The organism is Streptomyces sp. TSRI0107 (assembly GCF_001905845.1).
GTDB lineage: Bacteria > Actinomycetota > Actinomycetes > Streptomycetales > Streptomycetaceae > Streptomyces.
Genome location: NZ_LIVZ01000002.1, coordinates 714,021 through 731,746 on the forward strand (window position 1 = coordinate 714,021; position 17,726 = coordinate 731,746).

The 17,726-nt window shown below is 73.9% G+C and carries 5 protein-coding genes; 3 read left to right on the forward strand and 2 right to left on the reverse strand.

The genetic code is table 11. The features are described 5' to 3' along the window. Positions 1-4: 4 nt before the first annotated feature. A complete protein-coding gene (locus AMK31_RS06870) occupies positions 5-1,039 on the reverse strand; it encodes a 3-oxoacyl-ACP synthase III family protein (protein WP_073939466.1) in 1,035 nt (344 codons plus the stop codon). A gap of 161 nt (positions 1,040-1,200) precedes the next feature. Here AMK31_RS06870 and AMK31_RS06875 point away from each other — a divergent pair, with 161 nt between their 5' ends. The 3 genes from AMK31_RS06875 to AMK31_RS06885 all read left to right on the forward strand — a co-directional run bounded on the left by AMK31_RS06875 (position 1,201) and on the right by AMK31_RS06885 (position 16,814). Further along, on the forward strand, positions 1,201-13,002 hold the full coding sequence (locus tag AMK31_RS06875; protein WP_073939467.1) for a type I polyketide synthase: 11,802 nt from the start codon (positions 1,201-1,203) through the stop codon (positions 13,000-13,002). 5 nt (positions 13,003-13,007) lie between these two features. After that, complete coding sequence (locus tag AMK31_RS06880; protein ID WP_073939468.1) at positions 13,008-16,178, forward strand: type I polyketide synthase; 3,171 nt, start codon at positions 13,008-13,010, stop codon at positions 16,176-16,178. A gap of 87 nt (positions 16,179-16,265) precedes the next feature. Next, a complete protein-coding gene (locus AMK31_RS06885) occupies positions 16,266-16,814 on the forward strand; it encodes a TetR/AcrR family transcriptional regulator (protein WP_073939469.1) in 549 nt (182 codons plus the stop codon). Here the strand turns inward: AMK31_RS06885 and AMK31_RS06890 are convergent. After that, on the reverse strand, positions 16,780-17,556 hold the full coding sequence (locus tag AMK31_RS06890) for a thioesterase II family protein (protein ID WP_073939470.1): 777 nt from the start codon (positions 17,554-17,556) through the stop codon (positions 16,780-16,782). The genes AMK31_RS06885 and AMK31_RS06890 overlap by 35 nt on opposite strands. Between the last annotated feature and the right edge of the window lie 170 nt (positions 17,557-17,726).

Below are 17,726 nucleotides of genomic sequence, written 5' to 3' on the forward strand. Positions count from 1 at the left end.
GGACTCAGACCGTCTCCAGGGCGAAGCCCGCCTTCAGCCACTTGCTGGACTCCACGGAGACGCCCAGCACCCGGTCCCCGACCGCCAGCTGCGGCAGCACCTCCTCCAACTGGAAGAAGGGCATGGCGTTGCCGGTGTTGGCGATCGTGGCGACCGGGCTGACCTCCTCGGCGGCCGGAATGCCCAGCCCGTCCACGATGCGGCGCGTCATCCGCCCGGACAGCTGCGGCGGCAGCAGATAGTCGACGTCGGTCGGCGCCCAGCCGAGGCCGTCGAGGAGTTCGTCGGCGATCTCCCGGGACATCACCGGGACCGACGCCTCGATGGCCTTGTAGTCCTCCTTGATGTGCGACCGGTCCGCGAACCGCCGGTCCAGCGCGCCGGTCCACTCCACGATCTGGCCCGGCGCCCGGTTCAGCCCGGTCAGCCGGTTCAGCATGCGGCGGACGACCGGGGTGCCGGGAGCCGGCCGCGTGGTGAGCACCGCCGCGCCGGCGCCGTCGCCGAACAGCACGAAGTTCACCAGCTCCGCCGAGTCCAGTTTGGCCAGCTCCGCGTCCGGGTCGTAGTGGCGGGAGCACAGCTCCCCGCCGATCACCAGCGCCGTGCGGTACTCGCCCGAGCGCAGCATCTGCCGCCCGACCTCCAGGGCCTGGAAGGCGCCCGCGCAGCCGGACTGCAGCTGGTACGTCGGTACGCCGTCGATGCCGAGCCGGTCCGCCACGACGTTCACCGTGGCGGGCATCAGCTGGTCGGGGGTGGCGGTGCCGAGGACGACCAGATCGACGTCGGCCGGGCCGACCCCCGCGTCGGCGAGGGCCTTGGCGGCGGCTTCGGCACTCAGGTCGGCGAGGGTGGAACGCAGTCGCCGGGTGCCCAGATCCACCGACAGATGCCGGGCCCGGGTGCCGACGAACGCGTCGACCCACTGCTCCCACAGTTCGTCCATGCCGAAGTGGCGCGCCAGCGCCGCGTTGTCCAGCGGCTCCCCCGGCAGGGCGGTACGGGCCGAGAGGATGTGAACTTCCGAGGCTTCCATACCGGGAGCGTCGGCCACCGCTCTAAAGAGCCCCTTAGGTACGGCACAACGGGCGAGCGCGCGAGCACGCCACACCGCCCGGCTTTAGGCACCGCTAAGCGCCCCGTAAGCCCGCTCGGCGACTTTGCCCATCTCGGACGTCGTACACGAGGGATGAGCTCATGGCCAACGAAGCGAAGCTGCGGGACTACCTCAAACGGGTCACAGTGGACCTTCAGCAGACCCGGCAGTTGCTGAGCGACGTCGAGGCCGCAGCCCATGAGCCGATCGCGATCGTCGGAATGGGCTGCCGCTACCCGGGCGGAGTGACCTCGCCCGAAGGTCTGTGGGACCTGCTCGCCTCCGGCGGCGACGCGATCTCCGACTTCCCCACGGGCCGCGGCTGGGACCTCGAGACCCTGTACGACCCCGACCCGGAAGCCGAGTCACCCGCTTCGACCTACGTCGCCAAGGGCGGGTTCCTGCACGACGCGGACCAGTTCGACGCCGAGTTCTTCGCCATCAGCCCCCGCGAAGCGGAGTCCATGGAACCCCAGCAGCGGCTGCTGCTGGAAACCTCGTGGGAGGCGCTGGAGCGCTCCGCCATCGACCCCGACAGGCTGCGGGGCAGCGACACGGGCGTGTTCCTCGGAGTCATCGCACAGGACTACGCGCGCCCCGAGGAGATACGCCCCGAACTGGAGGGCTACCTCGTCACCAACACCACCAGCGTCGCCTCCGGCCGCATCGCCTACACGCTGGGCCTCGAGGGCCCGGCGATCACGGTGGACACCGCCTGCTCCGCCTCCCTCGTCGCCCTGCACCTGGCCGTACGCTCCCTCCGCCAGGGCGAATGCTCCCTCGCCCTCGCCGGCGGCGCGACGGTCATGGCGTCGCCCGTGCTCTTCACCGAGTTCTCCCGCCAGCGCGGACTGTCCCCCGACGGCCGCTGCAAGGCCTTCTCCGACGACGCCGACGGCACCGGCTGGGGAGAAGGCGTCGGCGTCCTGGTCCTGGAACGCCTCTCCGACGCCCGCCGCAACGGCCACCCCGTCCTCGCCGTCATCCGCGGCACCGCCACCAACCAGGACGGCGCCAGCAACGGCCTGACCGCACCGAACGGGCCCGCCCAGGAGCGCGTCATCCGCCAGGCACTGGAGAACGCCCGCCTGACAGCCGACCAGGTCGACGCCGTCGAGGCCCACGGGACTGGCACGACACTGGGCGATCCCATCGAGGCGCAGGCTCTGCTGAACACGTACGGGCGTGCTCGCGAGGGCGGGCAGCCGCTGTGGCTGGGGTCGATCAAGTCGAACATCGGGCACAGCCAGGCGGCGGCCGGGGTCGCCGGGGTCATCAAGATGGTGATGGCCATGCGGGAACGGACGCTGCCGCGCACCCTGCACGCCGAGCGGCCCACCACGCATGTCGACTGGTCCGACGGAACCATTCAGCTGCTGGACCAGGCCCGCGAGTGGGGAACGGAGGAGGGCCGGCCTCGGCGGGCGGGAGTGTCCTCGTTCGGGATCAGTGGGACCAACGCCCACGTGATCCTGGAAGAAGCGCCTGCCTTGGAAGGCGCTGAGGAGGATGACGAACTTCCCGATGTTCCGTGGCAGTTGTCGGCGAAGACACCGCAGGCGCTACGGGATCAGGCGCGCCGTCTGCTGGAGCATCTGCGGGATGCGCCCAGCGCGGATACGGCGGCTATCGGGCAGGCGCTGGCCGCCCGGACACGGTTCGCCCAACGGGCCGTGATCCTGGGCACCGACCGCATCGCCGCCCTCACCGCTCTCGCCGAAGACACCCCGCATCCGCAGGTGGTGACCGGCCAGGTCCGGGAAGGAAAGACGGTCTTCCTGCTGACCGGGCAGGGCAGCCAGCGCCCCGGCATGGGACGCGAGCTGTACCGGGCCGAGCCCGTCTTCGCAGACGCCTTCGACACCGTGTGCGACCTCTTCGACCCCCACTTGGAACTGCCGCTGCGGGAGGTGATGTGGGGGGAACACAGCCACCACCTGAATGAGACCCGTTACGCCCAGCCCGCCCTGTTCACCCTCCAAGTCGCCCTGCACCGCCTGCTCGCCCACCACGGCATAACCCCTGACGCCCTGATCGGCCACTCCCTCGGCGAGATCACCGCCGCCCACCTCGCCGGCATCCTCACCCTCACAGACGCGGTGCTTCTCATCGCCACCCGCGCGCACCACATGCACCAGGCCCGCAGTGACGGCGCCATGCTCGCGGTCAACGCCGGCGAGGACGAAGTCCGCCCGCTGCTCGACGCCAGCGTCGACATCGCCGCCGTCAACGGGCCACACAGCACAGTCATCTCCGGCGACGTGAACACGATCAACGCCATCGCCGCTCACTTCAGCAAGACCACCCGGCTACGGACCAGCCACGCCTTCCACTCCCACCACATGGACGGCGTCCTCGACGACTTCCGCAACGCCATCAGCACCATCACCCACCACCCACCGACCACCCCCGTCATCTCGAACCTGACCGGCCGCCCCCTCACCCAGGACGAACTGGGCCCCGACTACTGGGCCCGCCACATCCGAGGCACAGTCCGCTACCACCAAGGGATCAAGCACCTCGCCGCCACCGGCCACACCCGCTACCTCGAACTCGGCCCCGACACCACCCTCAGCACCCTCACCCCACACGCCACCCCCACACAGCGACCCAACACCCCCGAAGCCGAGACCTTCGAAAGCGCCCTCGCCCACCTACACGCCACCGGCCACACCCCCACCACGTACAACCCCACCAGCAAGCCCCCCACCGACCTGCCCACCTACGCCTTCCAACACCGCCCCTACTGGGTCCAGCGCACCACCCCCGCCGGCATCACCACCGCAGGCCTGATCAACCCGGGGCATCCACTACTGGGCGCTCTCGTCTCCCTGGCCGACGAGGATCGGCTGGTCTTCACCGGACGTATATCCCTCAGCACTCACCCATGGCTGGCCGACCACGCGATCGCCGGCACCCCCCTCTTCCCGGCAACGGCCTTCCTGGACCTCGCCCTCCACGCAGCCCAACACACCGACACCCCGACCATCCAGGACCTCACCCTCGAACAGCCCCTCCCCCTCAGCACCGAAACCACCCACCTCCAGATCACCGTCAGCGCTCCAGACGCCGAAGACCAACGCACCCTCACCATCCACACCCAGCCCACCCCCGACGCCCCCTTCACCCGCCACGCCACCGCAACCCTCACCACCACACCCACCACACCCACCACACCCACCACCCCCTCCACAACCCAAACCTGGCCCCCGACCTCACCACCCCTCGACACCACCGACCTCTACGAACACCTCGCCGACCACGGCTACACCTACGGCCCCACCTTCCAGAACCTCACCCACGCCTGGCACGACCCACACACCGGCACCCTCCACACGCGCACAACCATCCCTCCCAGCACCGGCCACACCGTCCACCCCGCCCTCCTCGACGCCACCCTCCACCCCCTCCTCCACCTCACCACCACCCCACGCCTCCCCTTCACCTTCAGCGGCGTCACCCTCCACGCCACCGACGCCACCCACCTCCACACCCAACTCACCCCCACCGGCCCCGACACCTACGCCCTCACCGCAACCGACCCCCAAGGCGCACCGGTCATCGAGATCGAGTCGCTGCTTCTTCGCCCCGCCGATCTCGCGGCGGTGACCGCCGGGGCCGGCACAGGTGCCGACCCTTCCCTGGGCCTCTTCAGGGTGGAATGGCAGCCCCAACCGGTCCCCGAGCCGCCGACCCGCACCGCTCTCACGGCAGTTCTCGGCGAAGACCTGACCGACATGGCCGCCGCCCTCGGCGACGACGTACTTCGGCTCCCCGACCTGGACGCGCTGGCGGCCGCGAGCGGTCCCGTTCCTCGGGATGTGCTCGTGGCCCTGACAGGGATGCGGCCCGCTGCGGGGACGGACGACGACCCCCTGGAGGCGGCCCGGGAGGCTGTGCAGCGCGCACTGGACCTGATGCAACGCTGGCTGGCCGACGACCGCTTCGCCCGGTCCCGGCTGGTGCTGATCACCCGGCATGGCGTGGCCACCCGCTATGACGAGCCCGTACGGGATGAGGCCTCTTCCGTCTGGGGGTTGGTCCGCTCGGCGCAGAACGAGCACCCGGGCCGGTTCCTGCTGATCGACGTGGACCTGGACGACGGCTCGCCCCGGGCCGTCGCGGCTGCGCTGGCCACGACCGGCGAACCGCAGCTCGCCGTCCGGCGTGGCACCGTTCTCGCGGCCCGGCTGACCCGGAGTGCGCCCGAGGGCCTGCTGACGCCGCCCGAGGACGCCTCCGGCTGGCGTCTGGGTTCGACCGGGCCGGGCACGCTGGAACACCTCGCCCTGCTGCCGTCCGACGACGGTGCCGTACCGCTCGGCCCGGGTGAGGTCCGGGTCGCGATGCGTGCCGCCGGGGTGAACTTCCGTGACGTGCTGCTCGCCCTCGGCCGGTACCCGGGTGAGGCGCCGCTGGTGAGCGAGGGTGCCGGGCTGGTTCTGGAGACCGGGTCGGAGGTCACGTCGGTGGCGCCCGGGGACCGGGTGATGGGCCTGTTCACGGCGGGGGCCGCCGGTCCCGTCGCGGTCACCGACCACCGGCTGGTGGCACGGGTGCCCGAGGGCTGGTCGGACGCGCAGGCCGCGGCCACGCCGGTGGTGTTCCTCACCGCCCTGTACGCGCTGCACGACCTCGCCGAGGCCCGGCCGGGCCAGAGCGTGCTGATCCACTCGGTCGCGGGTGGCGTCGGTATGGCGGCCGCCCTGCTCGCCCGTGCCCGCGGACTGGAGGTGTACGGCACGGCGAGCCCCGCCAAGTGGGGCGCGCTGCGGGAGCACCTCGGGTTCGACGACGCGCACTTGGCGAACTCCCGCACGCTGGACTTCGAGCGGAGCGTCCTGGACGCCACCGGCGGACGCGGCGTGGACGTCGTACTCGACGCGTTGGCCGGTGAGTTCGTGGACGCCTCGCTGCGGTTGCTGCCGCGCGGTGGGCGCTTCGTGGAGATGGGCAAGGCCGATGTCCGTGACCCGCGGGCGGTCGCCGAGCGGTATCCCGGTGTCGTGTACCGGGCGTTCGACCTGCTGGAGGCCGCCGGCCCGGACCGTGTCCAGGAGATGCTCGGCGAGCTCACGGAGTGCTTCGCGGCGGGCACGCTGGTGCCGCTGCCGCTTCAGGCGTGGGATGTGCGGCGCGCGCCGGACGCCTTCCGTCATGTGGCCCAGGCACGGCATGTCGGCAAAGTGGTCCTGACGCTGCCGCGTGCGCTGGATCCGCACGGCACGGTGCTGATCACCGGCGGCACCGGCGGTCTCGGCCGGCTCGTCGCCCGGCATCTGGTCACCGCGCACGGGGTGCGGCGTCTGGTGCTGGCCGGGCGGCGCGGCCCGGACGCGCCCGGAGCCGCCGAACTGGTCACAGAGCTCGGCGAATTGGGCGCCCGAGCCACCGTGGTCGCCTGTGACGTCGGGGACCGCGCAGCCGTGGACCGGCTGGTCGCCTCGGCCGGTGAGGAGCAGCCGCTGACCGCGGTCGTCCACGCCGCCGGTGTGCTGGACGACGGCACCCTCGCGGCGATGAGCCCGGAGCGCCTGGACACGGTGGCGCGGCCGAAGCGGGACGCGGCGTGGCATCTGTCCGAGGCCACCCGGCATCTGGATCTGGCGGCGTTCGTGGTGTTCTCCTCCGTCGCCGGGATCGTCGGCAACCCGGGGCAGTCCAACTACGCGGCCGCCAACGCGTTCCTGGACGGTCTCGCCGCCCGGCGGCGTGCCTCGGGCCTGCCCGGGCTGTCCCTGGCGTGGGGTCTGTGGGGCGAGGGCGAGGGCATGGCGGGTTCGCTGGGAGACGGTGACCGGGCCCGGCTGGCCGGTACGGGTCTGGCGCCGCTCTCCGCTGAGCACGGGCTGGCGCTGTTCGACGAGGCGCTGGCCCTGGACGAGCCGCTGCTGGTGCCGCTCCGGCTGGAGCTGCCCGCGCTGCGCGCCCGCGCCGCCGCCGGTACGGCGGCGCCGTTGCTGCGGGGTCTGGTCCGGGCTCCCGCGCGACGTGCCGCCGCCGGTCCGGCCGGGGACGGCGATGGCGCGTCGCTCGCCGCGCGGTGCGCGCTGCTCGACCCGGCGGAGGGCGAGCGGCTGTTGCTGTCCGTGGTCCGCACGCACGCCGCGGCGGTGCTCGGGCACGGTACGCCCGACTCGCTCGCCCCGGACGGGGCGTTCAAGGACATCGGGTTCGACTCGCTGACGTCGGTGGAACTGCGCAACCGCCTGAGCACCGCCACCGGGCTCCGTCTCACGTCGTCCCTGGTGTTCGACCATCCGACGCCCGCGGCGCTCGCCGCCCATCTGCGCACCACCCTGGCCGGCACCGGGGCCGCGCCGGACAGCCGCCCGGTGTCCCTGCCGGCCCCGGCGGACCCGGCAGGCCCGGCGGTCGACGACGACCCGGTCGCCGTCGTCGGCATGGCCTGCCGCTTCCCGGGCGGCGTCGCCTCCCCGGAGGACCTGTGGCGGCTGGTCGCCGAGGGCACCGACGCGGTCGCGGAGTTCCCCGAGGACCGGGGCTGGGACATCGCCCGGCTGTACGACCCGGACCCCGACCGGCCGGGGACGTCGTACACCCGGCGGGGTGCCTTCCTGACGGGGGCCGACCGGTTCGACGCCGAGTTCTTCGGGATCAGCCCGCGTGAGGCGACCGCGATGGATCCGCAGCAGCGGCTGCTGCTGGAGACCGCGTGGGAGAGCTTCGAGCGGGCCGGGATCGACCCGACGGCGCTGCGCGGCAGCGACACCGGGGTCTTCACCGGTGTGGTCGCCGGGGACTACGTCACCCGGCTGGGCCGGACCCCGGAGTCCGTCGAGGGCTATCTCGCCACCGGCACCACGGCCAGCGTGGCGTCCGGACGGATCGCGTACAGCTTCGGTCTGGAAGGTCCGGCGGTCTCGGTGGACACCGCCTGCTCCTCGTCGCTGGTGGCCCTGCATCTGGCCGTGCAGTCGCTGCGCCAGGGCGAGTGCTCGCTCGCGCTGGCCGGTGGGGCGACCGTGCTGGCCGGTCCGACGAGTTTCGTGGAGTTCAGCCGGCAGCGGGTGCTGTCGCCGGACGGCCGCTGCAAGGCGTTCTCCGACGACGCCGACGGCACCGGCTGGGGAGAGGGCGCCGGCCTGCTGCTCCTGGAGCGCCTGTCCGACGCCCGCCGCAACGGCCACCCCGTCCTCGCCGTCATCCGCGGCACCGCCACCAACCAGGACGGCGCCAGCAACGGACTCACCGCGCCGAACGGGCCCGCGCAGGAGCGTGTGATCCGCCAGGCCCTCGCCAACGCCCGCCTGTCGGCGGACCAGGTCGACGCCGTCGAGGCGCACGGGACCGGCACCAAGCTAGGCGACCCCATCGAGGCGCAGGCCCTCCTCAACACCTACGGGCAGGACCACTCCCCCGAGCGGCCGCTGTGGCTCGGCTCGATCAAGTCCAACATCGGCCACACGATGGCGGCGGCCGGGGTCGGCGGCGTGATCAAGATGGTGATGGCCATGCGGGAACGGACCCTCCCGCGCACCCTGCACGCGGAGCGGCCCTCCGGCCACGTCGACTGGTCCGACGGGACCGTCCGGCTGCTTCAGCGGGCCCGGCCCTGGGACACCCCGGACGACCGGCCCCGCCGCGCCGCCGTCTCCTCCTTCGGGATCAGCGGCACCAACGCCCACGTGATCCTCGAAGAGGCACCCCTGCCGGAGGACACCGAGCGGGACGGTGAACTCCCCGACCTGCCCTGGCAGTTGTCGGCGAAGACGCCGGAGGCGCTGCGCGGTCAGGCCCGCCGTCTCTTGCACCACCTGCGCGCCACACCCGACAGCGACACCGCCGTCAACGACACCGCCGTCAACGACACCGCCGTCAGCGACACCGCGGTCACCGACACCTCCCTCATCGCCCACACCCTCGCCGCCCGCAGCCTCTTCGAGCACCGGGCCGTGATCCTCGGCCCCGGCCGGCCGGCCCGGCTCGCCGCCCTCACCGCCCTCGCCGACGGCACCTCCCACCCGCAGCTCGTCACCGGCAGCGCCGTCGGGCACGAGCCGGGGCGGGTCGTCTTCGTGTTCCCCGGGCAGGGCAGCCAGTGGGCCGGGATGGGCCGCGAACTGCTGGCCGGCAGCCCGGAGTTCGCCGGGTTCGTACGGGAGTGCGCCGAGGCGCTGGCGCCGTACACCGACTGGGATCTCCTCGAAGTGCTCAGGGGTGATCCGGGGGCGGCGAGCCTGGACCGGGTCGACGTGGTGCAGCCCGCGCTGTTCGCGGTGATGGTGTCCCTGGCGCGGCTGTGGCAGCACCACGGGGTCGAGCCGTCCGCGGTCGTCGGCCACTCCCAGGGCGAGATCGCCGCCGCCCACGTGGCGGGCGCCCTCGACCTCGCCGACGCCGCGCGGGTGGCGGTGCTGCGCAGCCGCGCCTTGACCCGGCTGGCCGGTACGGGCGGCATGCTGTCGGTGCCGCTGCCGGCCGACCGGGTCCGGGAGCGGCTGGCCGACGGCCTGCACGTCGCGGCCGTCAACGGCCCGGCCTCGACCGTCGTGTCCGGCCCGGCCGGTGACCTGGAGGAGCTGCGCGAGCGGTTCGTCCGCGAGGGGGTGCGGGCCCGTACGGTGCCGGTCGACTACGCGTCCCACTCGCCGCACGTCGACGCCCTGCTGCCCGAGCTGCACGACCTGCTGGGGGCGACCCGGCCGCGTCCGGCGCGGATCCCCTTCTACTCGACGGTCGCGTGCGCGCCGCTGGACGGGACGGAGCTGGACGGGGCGTACTGGGTGCGCGGGCTGCGCGAGCAGGTGCGGTTCCACGAGACGGTGCGGCGGCTGCTCGACGACGAGCACCGCGCGTTCGTCGAGGTCAGCGCGCACCCCGTGCTGACCACGTCGCTGGAGGAGACGATCGCGGAGGCCGAGGCGCCGGCGGTCGCTCTGGAGACGCTGCGCCGTGACCGGGGCGGGCCGGACCGCTTCCTCACCTCGCTGGCCACCGCCCACGTCAACGGCGTACCGCCCGCGTCGTGGCGGCCCGCGCGACGGCCCGGTACGCCGGTGGGTTCCCTGCCCACGTACGCCTTCCAGCGGCAGCGGTACTGGCTCCAGGCGCCCCCGGCCGCCGCCGGCGCCGGCGATCTCGGTCTTCAGGCGGCCGATCACGCCCTGCTCGGCGCCAGGGTCCCGCTCGCCGACGGCGACCGTCTCCTGCTCACCGGGAGCATCTCGACGCGGACCCATCCCTGGCTCGCCGACCACGCCGTGCAGGGCACCGCACTGCTCCCGGGCACGGCCTTCCTCGATCTGGCGCTGCACGCGGCCGGACTGGCCGGCGCGGGCTCGGTGGAGGAACTCACCCTGGAAGCGCCGCTCCCGCTGCCCGCGGACCACCCGGTCGCCCTGCAGGTCGCCGTGGACGCGCCGGACGAGGAGGGGCGGCGTACGGTCGCGATCCACTCGCGTGCCGGAGACGACGCCGCGTGGACCCGGCACGCCACGGGCACCCTCGTGGAGGCGTCCGCGCCGGGCGGCCCGTCGGTCTGGTCGCCCTCCGGTGAGCCGGTCGACCTCTCGTCGGGGTACGCCGCACTCGCCGCCCGCGGCTACACGTACGGGCCGGTGTTCCAGGGGCTGACCGCGCTGTGGCGCGACGGCGACGAGCTGTACGCGGAGGTGTCGCTGCCGGAGGAGACGGACGCCTCGCGGCACGCCCTGCATCCCGCGCTGCTCGACGCGGCACTGCACGCGCTCGCGCTGACCGGCGGCGACGGGCAGGACGACGGCATCCGGCTCCCCTTCTCGTTCGGCGAGGTGAGCCTGCACGCCAGGGGGGCCGGGAGCCTGCGGGTGCGGCTGACCCGGACGGGCACCGACACGGCGGCCCTCGCGGTGTTCGACGCGGACGGCGCGCCGGTCGCCACCTGCGCGCGGCTGGCTCTGCGGCCGGTGCCGGCCGAGCAGCTGACCGCGTTGCGGGACCGTGCCGCGGGCGGTCTGGTGCCGCACGTGGTGCGGTGGACGCCGCTGCCGTCGGCGCGGCCCGCGCCGGCCGAGGGCTGGGCGGTCGTCGGAGCGGACGCCGGGGAGCTCGCCGCCGCGCTGGGCGCCACCGCGTACCGGGGGCTGGACGCGCTGCGCGCGGCCGTGGCCGGGGGCGCACGGCCGGCGCCCGAGGTGGTCGTGGCGCCGCTGCCGCCGGTGTCCAAGGCTGCGGGCTCCGCCGGGGACTCGGCCGCCCAGGTGGTGCGGGCCGCGCTGCGGGCGCCGCTGGAACTGCTGCGGTCGTGGCTGACGGACGACTCGTTCTCGGACAGCCGTCTGGTCGTGGTCGTACGCGGCGCGGTCGCCGTCGGCGACGCGGAGGTCCCGGACCCGGCTGCGGCCGCGGTGTGGGGGTTGCTGCGCTCGGCGCGCAGCGAGCACCCGGACCGTGTCGTCCTGGTGGACGCGGATCCGGCGGAACCCGCGTGGCGCGGTCTGGCCGCCGCCCTGGCGTGCGGTGAGAGCGAGCTGGCCGTGCGCGCGGGGACGGTGTACGCGCCGCGGCTGACCGCGATGACCGAACAGCCGTCCGACGGTTCGGCGCGCCTGGATCCGGACGGCACGGTGCTGATCACCGGCGGCACCGGCGCTCTCGGCGGCCTCGTCGCCCGCCATCTGGCCGACCGGTACGGCGTCCGGCACCTGCTGCTGGTGAGCAGGCGCGGCCGGCGGGCGCCCGGCGCCGACGAACTCATCGCGGACCTCGCCCGGTCGGGGGCCGACGTACGCGTGGAGGCGTGCGATGCCGGGGACCGGCGGGCGCTGGCCGAGCTGCTGGCGTCGGTGCCCGCGGCGCATCCGCTGACGGCGGTGGTCCACACGGCCGGGGTCCTCGACGACGGTGTGCTGGAGTCCCTGACGGCCGAGCGGTTCGAGGCGGTGCTGGCCGCCAAGGCGGACGCCGCGGAGCACCTGGATGCGCTGACCCGGGACGCGGACCTCACCGCGTTCGTGCTGTTCTCGTCGCTCGCCGGTGTGGTGGGCAACGCCGGGCAGGCGAACTACGCCGCCGCCAACTCCTACCTGGACGCGCTCGCCCACCGGCGGCGCTCCCTCGGGCTGCCCGCGACCGCCGTCGCCTGGGGACTGTGGGCGCAGGACGGCGGGCTGGCCGGGCGTCTTGAGGGCCGGGACCTTGAGCGGCTGAGCCGGGACGGGGTGGCCGCGCTGTCCGCCGAGGACGGTCTGGCCCTCTTCGACCGGGTGCTGGCCGCGGACCCGGCCACGTGTGTGGCGGCCCGGCTGGATACCGCCGAGCTGCACCGCCGGGCGGCGGCCGGGCTGCTGCCCGACGTGTTCCGGTCCCTGGTCCGGCTGCCCGAACGGCGGGCGGCCCGCACGACCGGAGACGTGTCACTCGCGGCGCGGCTCGCGTCCGTTCCGGAGCCGGAGCGGGACCCCCTGGTGCTGAACGTGGTGCGGGAGGCCGCGGCCGTCGTCCTCGGCCACGGCGACGCCTCGCTGATCGACGCGGACCGGCCGTTCACGGATCTGGGCTTCGACTCCCTGACCGCGGTCGAGTTCCGCAACCGGCTGGGCGGCGCGACCGGGGTGTGGCTGTCGGCGACCGCGGTCTTCGACCACCCCTCACCGGCCGCTCTCGCCAAGCTGCTGCGGAACGAGACCGCGCCGGCCACCCCTGCCGGGCCGCCGGCCGAACTGGACGACCTGGAAAGGGCCCTGGCCCGGGTGCCGCGCGAGGACGGCGGTGTCCGCGCGGAGGTCACCCGGCGGCTGCGGGAACTGCTGCGCGTCTGGGAGACGGACCAGACGGACCAGACTGACCAGCCGGAGCAGCCCGCCGCGGATCCCGGCTCGGACGTGGCGGCGCGGATCCGGTCGGCGTCGGCCGCCGAGATCCTCGACCTCATCGACACCGAATTCGGCAGGAAGGCCTGATCGTCATGACGACGCCAACGAACGCGCCGAACAACGAGGAGAAGCTGGTCGAGTACCTGAAGTGGGTCACGGCCGACCTCCACGAGACCCGGCGGCGGCTCGCCGAACTGGAGGCGGCGGCCCACGAACCCATCGCCGTCGTGGGCATGGGCTGCCGCTACCCCGGCGGGGTGCACGGCCCCGACGACCTGTGGCGGGTCGTGGCCGACGGGGTCGACGCGATCGGCGCCTTCCCGGACGACCGCGGCTGGGACCTGGACTCCCTCTACGACGCCGACCCCGACCGGTCCAACACCTCGTACACCCGGCACGGCGGATTCCTGTACGACGCCGCCGAGTTCGACGCCGCCTTCTTCGGGCTCAGCCCCCGCGAGGCGCTGGCCACGGACCCGCAGCACCGGCTGCTGCTGGAGACCGCCTGGGAGGCGTTCGAACGCGCCGGACTGGACCCGCGGCGGCTGCGGGACAGCCGGACCGGGGTGTTCGCCGGCCTGATGTACAGCGACTACGCGACCCGTCTGCCGTGGATCCCGGAGGAGGTCGAGGGCTTCGTCGGCAACGGCAGCGCCGCGTCCGTCGCCACCGGCAGGATCGCGTACACGTTCGGGCTGCGCGGTCCCGCCGTCACCGTGGACACCGCCTGCTCCTCCTCGCTCGTGGCCATCCACCTCGCCGTGCAGTCGCTGCGGCAGGGTGAGTGCACGCTGGCGCTGGCCGGCGGGGCCACCGTGCTGTCGACGCCGGGGCTGTTCACGGAGTTCAGCAGGCAGCGGGGGCTGTCGCCCGACGGCCGCTCCAAGTCCTTCGCCGCCGCCGCCGACGGGACCGGCTTCGGCGAGGGCGCCGCGCTCGTCGTCCTGGAGCGGCTGTCCGACGCGCGCCGCAACGGGCACCCCGTGCTCGCGGTGATCCGCGGCACCGCCGTCAACCAGGACGGCGCCAGCAACGGACTGACCGCCCCCAACGGCCCCGCGCAGGAGGACGTCATCCGGCGGGCCCTGGACGACGCCCGGCTCACGCCCCGGGACGTCGACGCGGTGGAGGCCCACGGCACCGGCACCACGCTGGGTGATCCGATCGAGGCGCGGGCGCTGCTGAACACCTACGGGCAGGACCGCGATCCCGGGCGTCCGCTGTGGCTGGGCGCGCTGAAGTCGAACATCGGCCACACCCAGGCCGCGGCGGGGGTCGGCGGAGTGATCAAGCTGGTCATGGCGCTGCGCCACGGCACCCTGCCGCGCACCCTGCACGTCGACGAGCCCACGCCGCAGGTCGACTGGAGCGGCGGCGACGTCCGCCTGCTGCGCCGGCCGCGGCCGTGGCCGCGCGAGGACGGGCGGCCACGGCGGGCCGGGGTGTCGTCGTTCGGCATCAGCGGCACCAACGCCCATCTGATCCTGGAGGAGGCGCCGAGCCCCGAGGACGCGGAGCCCGCCCCGGCCGCCGCCGGTCTGCCGGTCCTTACCTGGCCCGTCTCCGGCCGGGGCCGGCAGGCGCTGGCCGCACAGGCGGGACGGCTCCTGGACTTCGTACGGCAGCACCCCGGGCTGTCCCCCGCCGAGGTGGCGGGCGCCCTGGCCGTCCGGCCGGAGCTGGAGGACCGGGCCGTGCTGCTGGGCGAGGACATGGCGGAGCTGACCCGTGCTCTGGAGGCCCTGACCGCCGGTACGGCGGGAGCCGCGGTGGTGCGCGGGCGTGCGGCGCCCGGCGCCCGGACGGCGTTCCTCTTCACCGGTCAGGGCAGCCAGCGGCCGGGCATGGGCCGCGAACTCTACGCCTCCCACCCGGTGTTCGCGGAGGTGTTCGACGCGGTGTGTGAGAGGTTCGCCCCGCATCTCGAACGCCCGCTGCGCGACGTGGTGTTCGCCGCGCCGCGCACCCCGGACGCCGCGCTGCTGGACACCACGCGTTACGCGCAGGCCGCGCTGTTCGCCGTGGAGAGCGCGCTGTACCGGGTCATGGAGCATCACGGTCTGGTCCCGGACTTCGTGATCGGGCACTCCCTCGGTGAGATCTCCGCCGCGCACGCCGCGGGGGTCCTCTCGCTGGACGACGCGGTGTCGCTGGTCGCCGTGCGCGGCGCGCTGATGCAGTCGGCACGCGACGACGGCGCCATGGTGTCCGTCCAGGCCACGCCCGAGGAGGTCGAGGAGTTCGTCGCCGGGTATCCGGGCCGGCTGGCGGTCGCCGCGGTCAACGGGCCGCGGGCCGTCGTCGTCTCCGGCGACGCGGACGCCGCGGCCGAGGCCATCGCGCACTGGCGCGGCCTGGGCCGCAAGACCAAGCGGCTGCGGGTCAGCCACGCCTTCCACTCGCCGCACATGGACGGGGTGCTGGAGGAGTTCCGGCGCCGGGTGAGCGACCTGGCGTTCAAGCCGCCCGCCGTCCCGCTGGTGTCGAACGTGACCGGCCGTCTGGCCGATCCCGCCGAGCTGTGCTCGCCCGACTACTGGGTCCGGCACCTGCGCGAGCCCGTCCGTTTCCACTCCGGCGTCCGGTACCTGGAGGACAACGGCGTACGCGTCCACATCGAACTCGGCCTCGACGGCGTCCTGTCCGCCCTGGCCCGGGAGAGCCTGCGTGCCGAACCGCTCGTGCTGGTCCCGGCGCTGCGCGGCGACCGGCCGGAGCTGCGCACGCTGCTCACCGCCATCGGGCAGGCGTGGGCGCACGGCCGGCCGGTGGACTGGCGGCAGGAGACTCCGGGCGACCGGCTCTCCCCGGCCGACCTGCCGACGTACGCGTTCCAGCGCCGCTCGTACTGGCTCCACGCCCCGGCCTGGCCCGCCGCACCGGAGAGCGTCCCGGTGCACATCGCCCCGCGTGAGGACGGTCCCGGAGCGGCGGAGGACGGCGACGACGGGAGCCTGCGGCGCCGCCTGGACGGGCTCGGTTCCGAGGAGCGGGAGAGCGTCCTGCTGGAGCTGGTGCGGGCCGGGGCGGCCGAGGTGCTGGGGCACGCGTCACCCGAGGAGATCGACCCCGATGTCACCTTCCTCGACGCCGGGTTCACCTCCTTCACCGGGCTCGAACTGCGCAACCGGCTGTGCGAGGCGACGGGCCTGACCCTGCCCGCGGTCATCGCCTTCGAGCACCCGACCCCGGCCGGACTGGCCCGGCGGCTGCTCGCCGAACTGACGGGCGCGCAGGCCGTGCCGTCGGGCGGCGCGGGGTAAAATCCGGGGTGTCACCCCGGTTCAGCCGGTACCGTCCGGCCACCGGGGTGCCGGCCCCGCTTCCCGCCGCCGAGGAGAAGGCAGCGCATGCGATCAGACGCCCGCCGCAACTACGAGCGCCTCCTGACCGAGGCCAAGCTGGCCTTCGGCAAGGACGGCATCGACACCTCGCTCGACGACATCGCCCGCAGCGCCGGCCTGGGCAACGCCACGCTCTACCGGCACTTCCCCACCCGGGAGAACCTCCTGGAGGCGGTGCTGCGGGACAGCATCGAGGAACTGGGCGCCACGGCGGAGAAGCTGATGGCGGTGGACCCGCCGGGGACGGCGCTGACCACATGGGTGCACGCCGCCGTCGCGCACGCCACCACCTACCGCGGGCTGGTCGACATGCTGATGCACAGCCTGAAGAACGAGGCCTCCGAGCTGAACACCGCCTGTACGTCAATGCAGTCGGCGGGCGAGCGCCTGCTGCGGCGGGCGCAGCAGGCCGGCGACGTACGGGACGACACCTCCCCCAGCGAGCTGTTCGCCCTGATCGCGGCCGCCGCGTGGGCCACCGAACACGCCCCGGAGGAGGCCGGTCAGGTGGTCACCGTCCTCATCGACGGTCTGCGTCCGGCGCCGCCGCGGTGAGCGCCCAGCGGCGCACGACGAGTTCGCTCACCTCGTCCAGGGCGTCCGCGAGGTAGAAGTGCCCGCCGCCCGGGAAGACGTGCACCTCGCAGTCACGGCTGGTGTGCGCGTCCCAGGCCCGCGCCTCCTCGGCCGTCACCTTGGGATCCCGGTCGCCGTACAGCACCTCGATCGGTACGTCGATCACGGCCCCGGGATCGGGGCGGTGGGTCTCCAGCAGCCGGTAGTCGGCCCGCAGCACGGGCAGGACCAGCTCGCGCATCTCGGGGTCGGCGAGCACCCGCCGGTCGGTGCCCCCGAGAAGGGTGGCCTCGGCCACCAGGCCGTCGTCGTCGAGCAGGTGCACCCGCTCGTCCCGGTGCGTCGACGGCGCCCGGCGCCCGGACGCGAAGAGCATGCCGGGCCGCGTCCGCCGGGCCACCTCGAAGGCGATCAGGGCGCCCATGCTGTGCCCGAAGAACGCCAGCGGGGCACCCGTCCACGGCCGCAGCACCGTGGCGATCCGCTCGGCCAGCTCACCCAGGCTCGCCGGCAACGGCTCGGTACGCCGGTCCTGACGCCCCGGGTACTGCACGGCGAGCACGTCGACCGTCCCCTGCAGTCGGCGGGAGAACTCATGGAAGTAGGTCGCCGCACCACCCGCGTGCGGAAAGCACACCAGCCGAGGAAGCGTGCCGTCCCCGGCGGACGCCGGGTGGTAACGCCTGATCCACTGGTCCCTGTCGACGGCAGAGCCTGTCATCCTCATCCCTTCTCACCAACACCCCCCGGGGATACGGGAGTTCGTCCCTGATCCTGCCTTGCGGCTCTAAAGCGGCGGTGGGTGGGGGTGGGGGCGTGGGGGGCGGGGTACGGGTCGGAGTGGTCCGGGGCGGCGTGGTCCGGGGCCGCGCGTCTGGCGGCGGCGCTGAT